The following is a 15,095-nucleotide window of genomic DNA, read 5'->3' as shown; positions in this document are numbered from 1 at the left end:
GGGATACCTGTCAAGAGGAGAGCTTCATTGACGACCGGGAGCATCCTGCAATAGATTCGAGAAGCTGTCGATGGTGAAATCATCTACCTGGTCAGCAAGGAACATCTGTGACAGATTGTTCCGTAGAAGTTCCAGGGTGAGGATAACGTGTTCTTTGACGGGCCACCGATTTCTCCTGAAGTCCACTCCCCGGGAGTGAAAAATCTCGGTGACCCGCCTGACGAGTTCATCGAGTGCATCGTGATCGAGTCCTGCTGCACGACTGGTACCGCATCGGCCGCTTTCATGAGAGATGTGAGTCGTCTAACCCAATGATCTCAAAGCGGCCGATGTTTTCATATATGCGTATGGTGACAGGCGTGTATCGATTGTTCCCCGGAGTGTAGGGGGTGGGTCTCTAACGCCTCGTGAATAACGCCCGTAGGAGTCACACGCGGTCGGCTTAAGTGGGCGACCATTCCGCATGATCACTATGAGTTCAAATACGGGTTTCTTGTACATAATTTTCACCCCTTTCGCAAGGGCAATAATGTACATCTCTCGCCAACCTCAAATAGTGCAAATCATATTCTTATGATGTGATTATGATCACATCATTGGGCGTTCAATTTTTATATTTTCTAGCATAAAATGCGCTTTTTTGTCGGCGTTATCCCTGAGGGCTTTAGTGTTATTGCAGGGTTGCCAGCAGAGTCAGTAGGGCGTTATCCACCAGGGATTTACCCCTTTGCGGAGAGCCCAGGGCTCCGGAAATGTCGCGTTTCAGCAGTTCAGGGCGGATGTGAGTGCCCGGTTGGGGTTGCGTGAGTGATGGCGCAAGGCGGCGGCTATGTTGTCCCAGCCGGCGAGGGGTAGGAGGCTGATGGCGGTGTTGCGCAGGCTGGCCATGATGCGTGGTGCCTGGCCGGTGCGCACGTGGGAGGCGTCCTCGGCGTAGGTGACGTCGCGCACGTAGTGGAGCCGGTTTTCGATGCCCCAGTGGCCGTGCACCCACGCCGCGAGCACCGCCGGTGGCGCGTCCTGGCAGCTGCTGGAGGTAGCCAGGTAGACGACCTCGACGGTCTTCTTACCCGCTCGGGTGAGGGTTCGACGTAGTTGAGCGATGTGGGCGACACCGGCCAACTCGGGCCAGCCCGGCAGGTCGGGGGTGTTGATGGCCTTGATGGTTCGCCTCGCTCGTCGGCCGTTGCCCCGCCCGGTGCTGGTGGCCCCGATCGGGATCGACGCCCAGGGCAGGGTCTTGCACTCCCTGTACAGCCAGGCACGGTTGGCTTTGATCGTGAACACGAAGTCCGCGCCCGCGGCCACGATGGCCTTGGCCGTGTCGTCCTGGGTGTGGATCGCATCGACAGTGATGACGCCTCCACGCACGTCAGCCGGGTCGAACCCGCCGATCAAGTCCCGCACCGCGGGGATCTCGTTGCTCTTGGCGTCCACAGCGCGCTGCCCCAGGACGACCCCGGTGCTGTGATCAAACACGGCCACCATGTGCGGGGTGTTCCGGCTGGCGCTGCGGGCCCCGCAGATGGTCTTGCCATCAATGGCCACCACCCGCCGACCCCCCGTCGCGAATCCGACACCACGCCAGGACCGCCAGGAGACGATCCAGGACCGCGGCGGCCAGCCGCGCGAACAGCTTGCCTAACGTGGATTCCTCCGGCGCCCGCAAAAACCCCGGCCTGGCCAACTGCTCACCCTCCAGGCCCAAGGCCCACTCCCCGATCGCGGCGAACGAGCGAGCCACGGCGATCACGGCACACACCGCCACGGCGACCAAGCCCGCCAACAGGTACCGCCTACCCCGCCGGTCTCGCGGATCAGGCACTCGCTCCAAGACGCCCAACAAGCCCGAGTCGGCAACAGCGGTGGTGATCGGCAATGCTGACATCAGCGGATGGGGTCCTCGCGCGAGACGGTCGGTGTGAGAACTCCCATCTCAACCCACAGGCCCCATCCGTCACACCAGACACGCCGACCACACCCCCACGTTCTCGCAGCTCACAGCCCTATCCCACCGAACTTTCAGAAGCCCTGGTGGAGAGCCAGAAGTCCTGCAGGTCGAAGGCCCTTGCAACGGACAGGTCGCCCGACGTCTAGCTGTCGCGCAGTCATGGTTTATAGCGTGCTAGCCCGAATGTTTCATCGTGCTCCGTCGGTGGGTAGGGCGGTGTTGTTGCTGGTGTGCTGGGACCTATTCAGGCATGTGGGTGTGACAGTGGGGCGAGCTGGTCGCGGGTGGTGTTGGTGACGAATGCGGATAAGTGGTAGCCCTCTCGGACCGGGTGCAGACCGCTGCGTTGACTCACTGGGGAAGTGCCCTTCGAGCTGCCGGATATCTGCCGTCGTACGCAATGACCTTGCAGGTCAAAGGCGTTTCTGACATCACGGCACGCCCACCACCATGAAATCTCCGGGGGAGGTGGCAGAATCGTCGTCCTCTTCCGTAGAGCGCCGACCTCAGACGGGGTCGGCGCTTTACCATGCATGATCCCGACAGTGCTGTCACCAGTGACGTGGGATGAATCTCTTTCCCGCTCCTGGGAAACCCAGTTCTTGTGCAGGGGGCGGGAAGCTAACGTGCCCCAATACACACCACCCAGGTCTGCCCCGGACTACCGACAGGGAACTGCGCGGCGCACCTGAGGGTCATGCCTTGACAGGAGAACCCCGTGTCCGACCTGCACGATCGACCGACCCCCTCCACCCCCGCCACGCTGACCGCTGGGGTCGACGGAGCCAGCACCCCGGACTCTGGTGAGCACCTCCAACGCAGCCTGAAGAACCGACATGTCCAATTGATCGCCATCGGTGGAGCCATCGGCACCGGACTCTTCATGGGATCAGGTAAGACCATCCATGCTGCCGGACCCTCCATCCTGCTGGTCTATCTCACCATCGGGCTGATGCTGTTTTTTGTCATGCGCGCCATGGGCGAACTTCTGCTGCATGACCTCAACTACAAGTCCTTCCAAGACTTCACCAGCGAATTCTTAGGTCCTTGGGCAGGGTTTTTCTCTGGCTGGACCTATTGGATGTGCTGGGTGGTCACCGGCATGGCCGAGATCATCGCCGTCGCTGGCTACTGGAACTTCTGGGTTAACTCGGACCATCCCGAAAAGATGACTGGCACCGCCATCGTGCTGGCTGTGGTCACCCTCGCGGCTCTTCTCGGATTAAACCTACTCACTGTCAAACTCTTCGGTGAGATGGAGTTTTGGTTCGCGATCATCAAGGTCATCGCCATCGTCGCACTGATCATCGCCGGGATCGTGATGGTCGCCACCGCTTTCACCGCCCCCGACGGCACCAAAGCATCGCTGACCTACCTGTGGTCGCGCCCTGGCGGGATCTTCCCGCACGGCATCGACGGATTCTTTGCCGGATTCCAGATCGCCGTTTTTGCTTTCGTGGGGATTGAACTCGTCGGCACCACCGCCGCCGAGACCGCCGACCCGCGTGTCACCCTGCCCAAAGCGATCAACTCCATCCCCATCCGTGTCATCCTCTTCTACGTCTTCGCCCTGATGGCCATCATGTCCGTCACCCCTTGGGACCAGGTCAACCCCGCCGTATCACCCTTCGTCAACCTGTTCTCCCTCATTGGGATTGCCTCCGCAGCATCCCTCATGAACTTCGTCGTCCTCACTTCGGCGTCGTCCTCGTGCAACTCCGGAATCTTCTCCACCTCCCGGATGCTCTACGGTCTGTCCCACAAACGAATGGCGCCGGCAGCATTCGGTCGGCTTTCCCGGCGCGCCGTCCCTCAAAACGGCCTATTTGTCTCGGTGGCCCTCATTTCCCTGTCAGTCTTCCTGCTCATGAGTGACACCGTGATGGGAGCCTTCACCGTGGTGACCACCATCTCCGCGGTGCTTTTCCTGTTTGTGTGGGGGCTTATCCTGTTCAGTTACATCGTCTACCGGCGCCGTCATCCCGAAGCGCACGCCGCTTCGACGTACAAAATGCCAGGTGGGGTGCCGATGTGCTGGGTGGTGTTGGCCTTCTTCGTCTTTGTCCTGGTCCTGCTCACCCGCGAACAAGACACCCTGCAGGCATTGCTGGTCACCCCCGTCTGGTTTGTGGTGCTCACCATCGGTTGGTTCATGTCCCGTGACAAGGTCCACCAGGACGACACCACCACTGAAGAGGTCCACAGCTGATCGTCGTCGACCCGGTGTGAGAGGGCGCGGCGTCGCACGTCACACCGGGTCAACCGCGCCGTGGAGTCGGGCTGATTCCGGTGCGGTTCAATCCGGTGGCATTCCTTCCAGACGACGCAAGTGGCGGGGAGCTTCAAAGCACAGCGCTGCCACCCAGCCGATCAGGAGCACCGCGGCTGGCAACACCATGGTCTCTGCCAGCGCCTGAGCTAACCCCTCGGCGACCGTTGTCGGCAACGCACCGCCCCCAGAGGTGTGATGTCCCCGACCCATCATCGGCCCACCACTCGGGAGATGAGCGGCGATCCTGCTGGTCATCAGCGCGGCGATCGCTGCGCTTCCCAGCACCGATCCCACCTGCCGGGTGGTGTTGTAGACCCCCGACCCAGCGCCTGCGAGATGACGGGGCAAGTTGCGGTTGGCGCTGGTCGACAACGGCCCCCACACGCAGCTATTAGCCGCCCCCATCAGTACCGCTACCGCCAGGATCTGCCAGTACGGCGTCGTCGGAGTCATCAACAACGACATCACCACGATGCAGGCGCTATACCCTGCCAGCCCGATCCCGGCCATCACCCGAGGATGAAGTCGATCCACGAGCCGCCCAGTGGGGCGAGCCAACAGGATCGACATCACTGATTGCGGTGCCAGGAGCAACGCAGCCATCGTCGGGGACAAACCGCGCACCGTCTGCGCATACAACGTGAACGGGAAAATCATCGAGGTCACCGTAAAACCGACCGTGGTGATGGCAATATTCGCCAGCGAGAAATTACGATCCCGGAATAAGCTCAAGGGCACCAGAGGTTCGCGCCGTACCTTCGACTGCCACCACACAAAAGCCACCCACGCTACCGCCGCCACCGCCAATAACAGCGGGACAGACATCACCCCTGAGATCGTGCCCCATTGATACGTTTCGCCCTCCTGCAGGGCAAACACCCCACAAAACATCCCCGTGGCCGACAACACCACCCCGACCCAGTCAAAACTATGCGCATGCGTCGGCAACGACGGGACCAGTCGCGCCGCCAACGCGAACGCCACCACCCCGACCGGGACATTCACAAAAAAAATCCACTCCCACCCCAGCGTGTCAATCAGCACCCCACCCGCCAAGGGCCCCACCAACGTCGCGGCCCCAGCAGTGGCCCCCCACAACGCCATCGCCTGACCTCGCCGATCCGCCGGGAACGTCCGGGTGATCACCGCCATCGTCTGCGGCGTCATCATCGAGGCACCCAACCCCTGAACGGTGCGCGCCACGACCAACGCCGTCACCGACCCGGACAACCCACACCCCCAGGACGCGGCCGTGAATACCACCAAACCCGTCAAATACACCCGCTTCGGGCCAACACGATCTCCCAGACGACCCGTCACCAACAGTGGTACGGCGTACGCCAACAAATACGCGCTGGTCACCCACATCACATCAGCGACATCAGCCCTGAAAGTCCGAATCAGCGACGGCATAGCGATCGACACGATCGTCGAATCCACGAGGATCATGAAGAACCCCACCACCAACGCCCACAGCGCTGGCCACGGATTGTCGGGGAGACACTCGTCCACGTCGGACCGTCCCGACCAGGTGGTATCACTCATTCAGGCACGGTAACGCTGTGCCGCAGCGAACCCGACCCTCAGGGTCGAGGCACTGCGGCGTACGGCGCAACCACCCAGCGAGCCGTCAACTCGTGGAAATGATGCACCGGTCCCGGACCCGCACCCACCTCGAGGACATCAGCGTGCCGCAACGCCTCAGTCAGCCACTCTTTCGCCGCCGCCACCGTCGACGGCCAATCCGGATGGCGCGGGCGCAGCGCAGCCACTGCTGACGACAAGGTGCACCCGGTGCCGTGCGTATTCACCGTAGGGACCCGCTCCGCGTGATACAGGCGCTCACCAGCATCATCACGCCACAGATCCACCGCATCGGCCACTCCAGACAAGTGACCGCCCTTGACCAACACCGCGCGAGCGCCGTACTCCTCACGCAACCGACGCGCCTGCTCACCCATCTGCGCCACAGACGTCGCCGTCGCCGTCCCAGTCAGGACAGCAGCCTCAGGGAGATTCGGTGTCACCACGTCCACATCAGGCAGCAGCGCCCGTACGGCGAACACCGCCTCATCAGCCAACAGTCGGCTCCCGCTCGTCGCGACCATCACCGGGTCCAACACCCGATGCATCCCCGCTAACGGACCCCGCAGATACTCTCCGACAGTGCACGCCAGGTCACTCGAAGCGAGCATGCCCACCTTCACCGTGTCGACTCGCACATCAGCAAGCAAGGTATCCAGTTGGGCCCGCACAAAATCCACCGGGACGGTGTGGACCGCAGTCACCCCCGTCGTCGCCTGCGCTGTCAATGCGGTGAGCACGCTCGTGCCGTAGGCGCCCAACGCAGAGAATGTCTTCAGATCCGCCTGGACTCCCGCCCCACCACTAGGGTCAGAACCGGCGATCGTCACAGCCACAGGGGGGCGGGTCATCACAACTCCTCAGCAGCAAACAGACAGGTCAGGAAAGATCGACGATGACAGGCACATGGTCGCTCGCTCCCTTGCCTTTACGCTCGTCGCGATCAATGCTCGCACCAGTCACTCGGTCAGCCAGGGCCGGAGAGGCCAACGCAAAATCGATGCGCATCCCCTGCTTCTTCGGGAACCGTAACTGGGTGTAATCCCAATACGTGTACACCCCCGGGCCAGGGCAATACGGCCGGACCACATCGACAAACCCCGCATCCACCATCGCCGCAAAAGCTGCCCGCTCCGGACCACTGGTATGGGTCTTATCCGCGAAAAATGCCGGATCCCACACATCTTCGTCCAGGGGCGCGACATTCCAGTCGCCCATCAACACCACCTGAGCCTGCGGATCCGCCGCTAACCACTGGGCCCCAGCCGCCCGTAACCCGGCTAACCAGTCCAACTTGTACCGGTAGTGCGGATGATCCAGCTCCCGGCCATTCGGGACATACACCGACCACACCCGCACGCCACCACAGAGCGCGCCAATCGCCCGAGCCTCAGCCGCCGGATCTGGCTCCCCCCATCCCGGCATACCCGGAAACCCCACCTGGACATCAGACATACCCACCCGGGACAAGATCGCCACCCCGTTCCACTGACTCAGACCATGCCAGGCCACCTCATACCCAGCCTCCTCAAACAGCTGCATCGGGAACTGCTCGTCCTTGCATTTGGTTTCCTGCACCGCCAGCACATCCAGCTCATGGCGACGTAAGACAGCAAGGACCCGCTCGGCACGGGTACGGATGGAATTGACGTTCCAGGTCGCGATACGCACAGCGACACCCTAGCGAGGTCACCGCACCTACCGTGGAGAGATGACGACTGCGTTGATCACCGGAGCCACCGCAGGGATTGGCCGAGCCTTCGCCCATGAACTTGCCCGGACCGGACACGACCTCGTGCTCGTCGCGCGAGACCAGGCCCGCCTGCACCACGTCGCCACCGAGTTGTCCGCCACCTACGGCATCCGCTGCGAAGTGCTCCCCGCCGACCTAGCTCGACACACCGACGTCGACCACGTCGCTAACCGGCTGAATCGAGGAGGTGACGAGGCTGTCGACCTGCTGATCAACAACGCCGGATTCGGATTGACGACGTCCTTCCTGCGCTCACAGATCGCCGACGAAGAGCGGCAACTGGCGGTGCTCGTCCACGCGGTGTTGGTGTTGAGCCATGCGGCGGGGCGTGCAATGACTACTCGGGGGCGAGGCCAGATCATCAACGTCTCCAGCGTGGCGGCGTTCACCACGATGGGGACGTATTCGGCGTGCAAAGCCTGGGTGAGCACGTTTTCGCAGGCGATGGCGATCGAGCTGCGGGGGACTGGTGTGGGGGTGACTGCGCTCTGCCCGGGATATACCCACACCGAGTTTCATCAACGGATGGGGGAGACGATGTCTGGTCTGCCCGAACTGATGTGGTTAGACGCGGACTACTTGGTGCGTGCCGCCCTGGCTGATGCACGCGCCGGACGGGTGATGAGCACGCCAGGCCGGGTGTACAAGGCGGTGGAGGTGGTCACCGGGGTGATGCCCCGGTCGGTGGTGCGAGGAATCTCCGGACTCTTGGTCGGTGGCCGACGACGGATGCGCCGACGTGGGCGGGAACGGGGCCGTGGACGGGGGTGAGCGTTCCTTCAGACGTACAGTGCCCCGTTGGCGTGGCGACCGTTCGAGTATTTTCGCTGGTCACAGCATTGTCCAGGTGCAGGGCTGCCGATCTGCTCACGGCTATGTACGTCCGACGGGACAGCGATACCCCAGCGGACCGGTCGATGAGAGGCGCAGCCTCCTGAGAGCAGAGGGGCGGCGCCGCGCTGAGTAGGGTGGCTTCGTGACCGAGATGCAGCAGCATGCCCAGGATCGTCTTCGTGAATTGGTCAAGGAGAAGGCCGTGGTCCATGGCCGAGTGACCTTGTCGTCGGGAAAAGAAGCCGATTATTACGTTGATCTACGCCGAATCACCCTGGACGGTGAAGCTGCCCCGCTGGTGGGTGAGGTGATGCTGGATCTCACTGCTGGCCTGGAGTTTGACGCAGTCGGCGGTTTGACGATGGGAGCAGACCCGGTCGCCACCGCGATGTTGCACGCAGCCGCTCGTCGGGGTCGGACGCTGGATGCCTTCGTGGTGCGCAAGTCAGAGAAAGCGCACGGTTTGCAGCAGCGGATCGAAGGGCCGTCGATTGAGGGGCGTCGGGTGCTGGTGGTGGAGGACACCTCCACCACGGGGGGATCGCCGTTGACAGCGGTGCAGGCCTGTCGGGAGGCGGGGGCACAGGTCGTGGCGGTCGCAGTGATCGCTGATCGGAGTTCTGGTGCGGCGGAGCGGATTGCTGCGGAGACCCAGGTGCCCTACCTGTTCGCCTACGGTCTGGCAGATCTCGGCCTGTCCTGAAGGTGTTGGCTGGCCTGCTAGGGAGCTGGTCGGTGTTTTGACCCGGGACCGTGGGCTGATCGGTCCCGGGTCGGTCTGGTGTTAGTGCTGGAGGTCTGCGGCGAGCGCTAGGGCTCGTTCGGCGACCTCGGTCGCTTGGGCGCGGCCGTCTTCGATGAAGGAGAGCCTGGTCCGTCGTTCGATGAGGTCGTCGACGGTGAGTGCTCCTTCGTGGAGAGCCCCGTAGAGGAGTTCGGCGCCGATGGTGGCCATGGGCGGGGTCTGGTGGCCGTTGGTGGGGGGCAGCACTGGCGTGGCGAATTCGGGGTGTTGCTGGGCGAGTGCCATGACGTCGGTGGCTTGGGTGCCGTATCGGCGGATCAGCCGGGTGGGTGCGTCAATCTGGGCGAGGACGTCGTGGGGTGCGGCGCCGATGAGTGGCAGGGTGGTGGTGCGGCACGGGCTGATGGTGTGCCCACCGACGGTGCTGCCGTTGGGGATGCGTTTGGCGACGGCGTCGACGGCGTCTTGGGCCATTTTGCGATAGGTGGTGAGTTTGCCGCCGGCGATGGTGATGGGGGCGCCGGGGGTGTCCAGTAGCAGGTGGCGGCGGGAGACGTCAGAGGTGGGTTTGTGGTTGCTGTGCTGGTCGGCGTCATCAGTGTTGGTGGTGGGGATGACGAGAGGGCGCAGTCCGGCGAAGCGGCCGAGGATGTCGGCGTGGGTGAGGGGGCGTTCGAGGGCACGGTTGATGGTGTCGATGAGGAAGTCTTCTTCGGCGGCGGGGACGGGTGGGGCGATGCCGTCTACGCCGGGGGCTTCTTCGTCGGTGAGGCCGATGAGGACGATGTCGTCGGTTTGGGGTACGGCGAAGACGAATCGTCCGAAGTGTCCGGGCACGGGTGCGGTGAAGACGGCGTGGGGGCGTCCGACGGCGTCGGCGTGCACGATGAGGTGAGAGCCACGGCTGGGCAGGATGGTCAGGTCGGGGGTGTGGTTCCCAGCCCAAACACCAGTGGCGGAGATGATGTGCCCGTGGACGGTCAGGCTCTGGCCGGTCAGGTCGTCGTGGAGGGTGGCGCTGTCGGCGGTGAGTTCGCTGGCGCGGCATCGGGTGATGATGTCTGCGCCGTGGGCGGAGGCGGTGCGGGCGAGCGCGATGACGAGTCGGGCGTCGTCTTCGATTTGCCCGTCGGTGTAGCTGACTGCGCCGCGCAGGTGTTGCTGTCGTACGCCGGGGGCGAGGTGGAGGACTTGGGCGGCGTTGATACGTCGGGGTCGGGGCAGCGTGATGGCGGGGGTGCGGGCGGCGATGCGCATGGCGTCGGCGACGTGGACGCCGGCGGTGGTGAGGGCGCCCATGGCGGCACCGGTGTTGGCGTCGAGGGGGACCAGGTATGTCGTGGATCGGGTGAGGTGGGGGGCGATCCTGGTCATGAGGTGGTGACGTTCCATGGCGGATTCCCAGGCGACGCCGACATTGCCGGTGGCCAGGTATCGCAGGCCGCCGTGGGCGAGTTTGCTGCTCCATCGGCTGGTGCCAGCGGCAAGGTCGACCTGTTCGATGAGGGCGGTGCGCAGGCCGCGGGAGGCGGCGTCTAGTGCCACCCCGGCTCCGGTGACGCCGCCGCCGATGACGATCACGTCGTACCGTTCTTCGGCGAGTCGTTCCAGTGCGCGGGTCCGGGTGTGGGCGTCGAGTGAGTCCGGGGCGGCGTGGCGGGTCATTCCGCATTCCCTCCTGGGGGTGGTTCGGCCTGGTCGGTGTTGGCCAGGTAGCCGATGACGAGGCGTCGTACCTGCTCGTGAGTGGTGTCGGCGCCGATTTCCCGGGTGAGCAGGGCAGGCCCGAGGGCGAAGGGGGTGAGGATTTGCAAGAGGATGGTGGCTTGGACTCGGGGGTCGTCGCGGCGGATGGTGCCGTCGCGGTGTCCGGCTTCGAGCAGGGGGATGGTGGTGTCGACGAAGATGCGCTGGCTGGCTCCGAGGCGTTCTGTGAGGTAAGGCAGCAGGAGTTCGCTGTCGTGGCGCAGTACGGCGGGGAGGAGTTCGGATGAGGCGATGGTGTTGACGGTTCGGCAGCACATTTCGGTGAGGACGTGCAGGCCGTCGCCGTCGGGGAGGTGGTCGGTAACGTCGGCGGCGAGGGTGACGGCTTCGTCGGTGATGGCTTGGAGGACGAGGCTGTCGATGCTCCAGCCGTGGCGGTAGACGGTGACGCGGGCGACTTTGGCGCGGCGGGCGATGGAGCTTGCGGTGGCGCGGCCGACGCCGACGGCGAGGACTTCTTCGCGGACGGCTTGGAGGATGCGGGTGTCGGCGACGCGGGTGGCGTGAGGGGCGGTCCGGGAACCTCGGGGCGACCGGAGCGACGTCTCGGGGAGGGGCTGCGGGGGTTTCACATCAGAAATGGTCGCACGTTCATATGACGATGTGTATCACTTTATGCCAAGGTGTTTCACATGGGACACGCCATGGAAGACGCCCTCACCCGATCCATCCCACGATCCGTGTGGCACGGGTGGGGCGATCCCACCGAAATGAAGCCATTACGCCCCGACGCTTGGTCGTATCTGACGAGCCGTCTCGGTGTCCAACCGTTGTCGACCCCACGCCGACCGGTGCAGATCGATGCAGTGCGTGTCCCCACCAGACGGGTGGATGACGAAGCCATCGCCGAGCTGCGGACCGTGGTCGGTCACGACCTGGTCCGGGACGACCATGACACTCGGGTCCGGCATGCGGGGGGTAAGAGCTACCCCGACATGATGCGCATGTGGCTCGGCGACGGGCAGGAAGCCCCGGATGCGGTGGTGTTGCCTGGCACCACTGACGAGATCGTCCAGGTGCTGCAGATCTGTGCCCGGCGTCGGATCGCCGTGGTGCCCTTCGGTGGTGGCACCTCCGTCGTCGGTGGCGTCGCTGGCACTACTGGCACCGACGCGACATCCGCTGGCGCGTCCGGATTCACCGGGGTGATCAGCCTTGATTTGCGACGCCTCGATCGGATGGTGTCCTGCGACCAGCTTTCTCGCACGGCGGTGTTCCAAGCCGGGGTGCGCGGTCCTGATATTGAGCGCGCGTTGCGCCCGTATGGCCTGACTCTCGGGCACTACCCGCAGAGTCACCAGGAAGCGACCTTCGGTGGATATCTCGCCACCCGATCCGCAGGGCAGGCTTCGACAGGTTATGGACGTGTTGACCAGCAAGTCATTGGGGTGCGGATGGCAACCCCCACCGGGGAACTCGTCGTTGGCGGCCGGTCTCCGGCATCAGCGGCCGGGCCGCGTCTGCACGATATGGTCCTTGGCAGTGAGGGCACGCTCGGGGTGATCTCTGAAGCGACTGTGCGGGTGCAGCCGATGCCGACGCACAAACGGTACGCAGCCTGGCTGTTTGGCTCGTTCGCCGCGGGAAGCGCCGCACTGCGGCAGCTCTCTCAAGAGCTGGGGCACGGGTGGATCGCCGACGTCGCCCGCCTGTCCGACGAGGACGAGAGCGAAGTGACATTCATGCATGCCGGGCCGGTCGGCAAGGCCCTGCTGCGGTACGCCGGAATGCGTGGCTTGGCGCGTCCCTGCTTGCTGATTTTGGTCTGGGAGGGCACCGACGATCAGATCCTCAAAGCCCGCCAGAACGCATGCACTCCGGTGCTGCGCCAAGCTGGAGGTATCGCCGCCCCGTCCATGATCGCCAAAGCGTGGGAGAAACATCGGTTCTCTGGCCCCTACCAGCGGGATTACCTGATGGGCCATCGCATCCTCGCGGACACCTTGGAAACAGCAACGACCTGGGGTAACCTCGCGGACCTGCATGATCGGGTGGGTGCGGCGATCCGGGATGCGTTGACTGCGAAAGGTGGCCGCTGCCTGGTGATGTGCCATGTCTCGCACGTCTATCCGGCCGGTGCGTCGCTGTATTACACCTTCGCTGCCCCTGAGGAGCAAGACCCCATCGCGCAGTGGGCTGCGGTGAAGGCGGCCGCTTGTGAAGCGATCAGTGCCGGGGGCGGCACCATCACCCATCACCACGCGGTCGGGCGTGATCACCGGCCCTACCTTGCGGAAGAGTTGGGTGACTTGGGGGTGCGAGCGCTGCATGCGGTGAAACGAGAACTTGATCCGGCGGGCATCATGAATCCCGGTAAGTTGCTTCCTGCGTTGCCTGGCGCGCACCGCGTCGCTGATCCGACGAGCGACCCGGGACAACTGTCGTGACCCAGCGAGCTCTTCTGGTGATTAACCCGACCGCCGGTGGTGGCCGGGCCGTTGCCGCTGCACCGATAGTTCAGGATGTGCTGCGGTCGCACGGCTGGGTGGTGCGGGCGATCCGCAGTCGCAACAGTGATGAGGCCACCAGGATTGCCGCGGAAGCTGACTCGGATGAGGTGGTGGCCAGTCTCGGCGGCGACGGCATGCATGCTCTGGTGGCGCGAGGCGCTGTGATCAGTGGGGCTCGGTTCGCCCCACTGCCTGGTGGCCGTGGCAACGATTTTGTTCGCGCGGTGGGTGCCCCTCGGGATCCAGCGGCGGCTGCGGCGGCGTTGCGGGTGGCCCATGAACGGCGTATCGACCTGGGGGAGGTCAATGGTGCGCCCTTCTTGGGGGTGGTGAGTATTGGGTTCTCTGCGTTGGCATCGCAGATCGCGGCGCGTTCTCGGATCCCTGGCCCGTTGGCTTATCACACTGCAGCGGTACGCACGATGGCTCGGGTGTCGCCGTTTCAGTTCGACGTCACTATCGACAATCGGACGATTCACTGGTCCGGGTATGAGCTGGCTATCGGGATGTCCGGGTGGTACGGCGGCGGCTTGAATATCTGTCCGCAAGCCAGGTTGGACGACGGCTTGGTGGACCTGACATTCGTGGCGACCCGCAAACGTGGTTTTGCGCAGGTCATGGCGCGCGCTTTCCACGGTACGCATATCGATATGCCTGGGGTGGCGACGGATCAAGGGTCGTTGGTGGAGGTCCAGGACGTCTCTGACGGGCCGTCTTTGGTGTACGCCGACGGTGATCCGGTCGGGACACTTCCGGTGGCGGTGCGGGTGCGTCCTGCTGCGCTGCGTTTATTGGCTTGACCCCGGGAGATGTCGCCGTCGGAGATTGATCCGGGAGAGGCCCCGGACGCTACCGGTGACGATGTCCTGGCGTCGAGAGGGGGGAACGCCGCCGGCGCCGGTCTCCGCCGTGGGTGGAGGGAGACCGGCGCCGGTGGGCTTGGTGGTCAGTGCTGAAGGACTGTGGTTGTCAGTGGTAGCGGATGTCGGCAGGCTCTTCGGGGTATTCGGCCGCGATCGCTGCTGCTTCTTCGGCGGCGAGGCGGGAGCGACGCCGGTGCGCGAGGTATTCGAAGACCATCGGCAACACGGAGACCACCACGATGAGCACGAGCGCGGCTTCGATGTTCTTCTTCACGACGTCGAACTGGCCGAGGTAGTAGCCCAGGATCGTCACGCCCACTGCCCACAGGAACGCGCCGACACCCGAGTAGGTGAAGAAGCGCTTCCGGTCCATCCGGCCGATGCCGGCGACGACAGTGATGAAGGTCCGCACGATCGGGACGAAACGTCCCAGGACGAGAGCTTTGTTGCCGTACTTTTCGAAGAACTCTTCGGTCTGGTCGAAGTACTTCGCCTTGATGATGCGGCCGTCACGGTGGCGTAGCGGTGCGCCGATCGCGCGGCCGATCTCATACCCGATGACGTTGCCGAGGAAGGCTGCCAGGAAGAGCACGAGGCATACCAGCCACAACGGCTGAGAAATGTTGCCCCGACCCACCATCAAGCCGACGGTGAACAGCAGTGAATCCCCGGGGAGAAACGCTGTGAACAGGCCGCATTCAGCAAAAACGATGGCGGCGGCACCCCAGGTGGCCCAGGGTCCCAGGGCGTTGAGCAGGAATTCCGGGTCCAACCAGTCAGGACCGAGCGCAGGCATCACGATCTCAAGGCTACCGGGGGTACCCTGAGAGTTCCCTGGGAGTCCGCCGGGTCTGGTACGTCGTCGCCACCGCCACC

General features: G+C 63.9%; 13 protein-coding genes. 5 read left to right on the top strand and 8 right to left on the bottom strand.

Annotation, left to right across the window (positions count from 1 at the left end):
- Positions 1 to 762 precede the first annotated feature (762 nt).
- Together KEM60_RS08160 and KEM60_RS08155 are read right to left on the bottom strand one after the other, a co-directional pair.
- Positions 763 to 1,551 (bottom strand): ISAs1 family transposase, encoded by a 789-nt coding sequence (locus tag KEM60_RS08160; protein ID WP_219107038.1) that lies wholly within the window; start codon positions 1,549 to 1,551, stop codon positions 763 to 765.
- Entirely contained in the window at positions 1,538 to 1,888 is a 351-nt protein-coding gene (locus tag KEM60_RS08155) for a transposase family protein (protein WP_219107037.1), read from the bottom strand. Before KEM60_RS08155 ends, KEM60_RS08160 begins: the two co-directional genes overlap by 14 nt.
- Positions 1,889 to 2,669: 781 nt before the next feature.
- Between KEM60_RS08155 and KEM60_RS08150 the strand changes: the two genes are divergently transcribed.
- The gene (locus KEM60_RS08150) at positions 2,670 to 4,160 is read left to right on the top strand and encodes an amino acid permease (RefSeq protein ID WP_370626330.1); all 1,491 of its coding nucleotides are present in this window, start codon (positions 2,670 to 2,672) and stop codon (positions 4,158 to 4,160) included.
- Between the two features lie 87 nt (positions 4,161 to 4,247).
- Here KEM60_RS08150 and KEM60_RS08145 read toward each other — a convergent pair whose 3' ends face one another.
- The 3 genes from KEM60_RS08145 to KEM60_RS08135 are packed head-to-tail and all read right to left on the bottom strand — an operon-like array spanning position 4,248 to position 7,478.
- The gene (locus tag KEM60_RS08145; RefSeq protein WP_219107036.1) at positions 4,248 to 5,768 is read right to left on the bottom strand and encodes an MDR family MFS transporter; all 1,521 of its coding nucleotides are present in this window, start codon (positions 5,766 to 5,768) and stop codon (positions 4,248 to 4,250) included.
- A gap of 38 nt (positions 5,769 to 5,806) precedes the next feature.
- Positions 5,807 to 6,658 carry a bifunctional hydroxymethylpyrimidine kinase/phosphomethylpyrimidine kinase gene (thiD, locus tag KEM60_RS08140; protein WP_219107035.1) on the bottom strand — a complete coding sequence of 284 codons (852 nt, stop codon included), beginning with the start codon at positions 6,656 to 6,658 and terminating at the stop codon, positions 5,807 to 5,809.
- 28 nt (positions 6,659 to 6,686) lie between these two features.
- A complete protein-coding gene (locus KEM60_RS08135) occupies positions 6,687 to 7,478 on the bottom strand; it encodes an exodeoxyribonuclease III (protein ID WP_219107034.1) in 792 nt (263 codons plus the stop codon).
- Positions 7,479 to 7,518: 40 nt separating this feature from the next.
- Between KEM60_RS08135 and KEM60_RS08130 the strand changes: the two genes are divergently transcribed.
- Positions 7,519 to 8,331, top strand: a complete 813-nt coding sequence (locus tag KEM60_RS08130) for an SDR family oxidoreductase (protein WP_219107033.1) — start codon at positions 7,519 to 7,521, stop codon at positions 8,329 to 8,331.
- A gap of 214 nt (positions 8,332 to 8,545) precedes the next feature.
- Positions 8,546 to 9,097 carry an orotate phosphoribosyltransferase gene (pyrE, locus tag KEM60_RS08125; RefSeq protein ID WP_219107048.1) on the top strand — a complete coding sequence of 184 codons (552 nt, stop codon included), beginning with the start codon at positions 8,546 to 8,548 and terminating at the stop codon, positions 9,095 to 9,097.
- Between the two features lie 81 nt (positions 9,098 to 9,178).
- Here the strand turns inward: pyrE and KEM60_RS08120 are convergent, their stop codons facing one another.
- Together KEM60_RS08120 and KEM60_RS08115 are read right to left on the bottom strand one after the other, a co-directional pair.
- On the bottom strand, positions 9,179 to 10,804 hold the full coding sequence (locus KEM60_RS08120) for a glycerol-3-phosphate dehydrogenase/oxidase (RefSeq protein WP_219107032.1): 1,626 nt from the start codon (positions 10,802 to 10,804) through the stop codon (positions 9,179 to 9,181).
- Positions 10,801 to 11,478 carry a TetR/AcrR family transcriptional regulator gene (locus KEM60_RS08115; protein ID WP_219107031.1) on the bottom strand — a complete coding sequence of 226 codons (678 nt, stop codon included), beginning with the start codon at positions 11,476 to 11,478 and terminating at the stop codon, positions 10,801 to 10,803. The genes KEM60_RS08120 and KEM60_RS08115 overlap by 4 nt, the downstream gene beginning before the upstream one ends.
- 60 nt (positions 11,479 to 11,538) lie before the next feature.
- On the opposite strand from KEM60_RS08115, the gene KEM60_RS08110 reads away from it, so the two are divergent.
- Both KEM60_RS08110 and KEM60_RS08105 read left to right on the top strand, forming a co-directional pair.
- Positions 11,539 to 13,293: an FAD-binding oxidoreductase gene (locus tag KEM60_RS08110; RefSeq protein ID WP_255574393.1), complete on the top strand. Its 1,755-nt coding sequence runs from the start codon at positions 11,539 to 11,541 to the stop codon at positions 13,291 to 13,293.
- On the top strand, positions 13,290 to 14,156 hold the full coding sequence (locus tag KEM60_RS08105; RefSeq protein ID WP_219107030.1) for a diacylglycerol kinase family protein: 867 nt from the start codon (positions 13,290 to 13,292) through the stop codon (positions 14,154 to 14,156). Before KEM60_RS08110 ends, KEM60_RS08105 begins: the two co-directional genes overlap by 4 nt.
- A gap of 169 nt (positions 14,157 to 14,325) precedes the next feature.
- Here KEM60_RS08105 and KEM60_RS08100 read toward each other — a convergent pair whose 3' ends face one another.
- Positions 14,326 to 15,015, bottom strand: coding sequence for a DedA family protein (locus KEM60_RS08100; protein ID WP_219107046.1), 690 nt, complete (start codon positions 15,013 to 15,015; stop codon positions 14,326 to 14,328).
- Positions 15,016 to 15,095 lie beyond the last annotated feature (80 nt).

This window comes from Austwickia sp. TVS 96-490-7B (assembly GCF_019331795.1).
GTDB lineage: Bacteria > Actinomycetota > Actinomycetes > Actinomycetales > Dermatophilaceae > Austwickia.
Note: the sequence above shows the minus strand (reverse complement) of the source record. Positions and strands in the feature narration are given on the sequence as shown.

Coding starts and splice junctions, on each gene's coding strand:
- KEM60_RS08155 (WP_219107037.1), bottom strand. CDS start 1,888: ATGTCAGCATTGCCGATCACCACCGCTGTTGCCGACTCGGGCTTGTTG.
- KEM60_RS08145 (WP_219107036.1), bottom strand. CDS start 5,768: ATGAGTGATACCACCTGGTCGGGACGGTCCGACGTGGACGAGTGTCTC.
- thiD (WP_219107035.1), bottom strand. CDS start 6,658: ATGACCCGCCCCCCTGTGGCTGTGACGATCGCCGGTTCTGACCCTAGT.
- KEM60_RS08130 (WP_219107033.1), top strand. CDS start 7,519: ATGACGACTGCGTTGATCACCGGAGCCACCGCAGGGATTGGCCGAGCC.
- pyrE (WP_219107048.1), top strand. CDS start 8,546: ATGCAGCAGCATGCCCAGGATCGTCTTCGTGAATTGGTCAAGGAGAAG.
- KEM60_RS08120 (WP_219107032.1), bottom strand. CDS start 10,804: ATGACCCGCCACGCCGCCCCGGACTCACTCGACGCCCACACCCGGACC.
- KEM60_RS08110 (WP_255574393.1), top strand. CDS start 11,539: ATGGGACACGCCATGGAAGACGCCCTCACCCGATCCATCCCACGATCC.
- KEM60_RS08100 (WP_219107046.1), bottom strand. CDS start 15,015: ATGCCTGCGCTCGGTCCTGACTGGTTGGACCCGGAATTCCTGCTCAAC.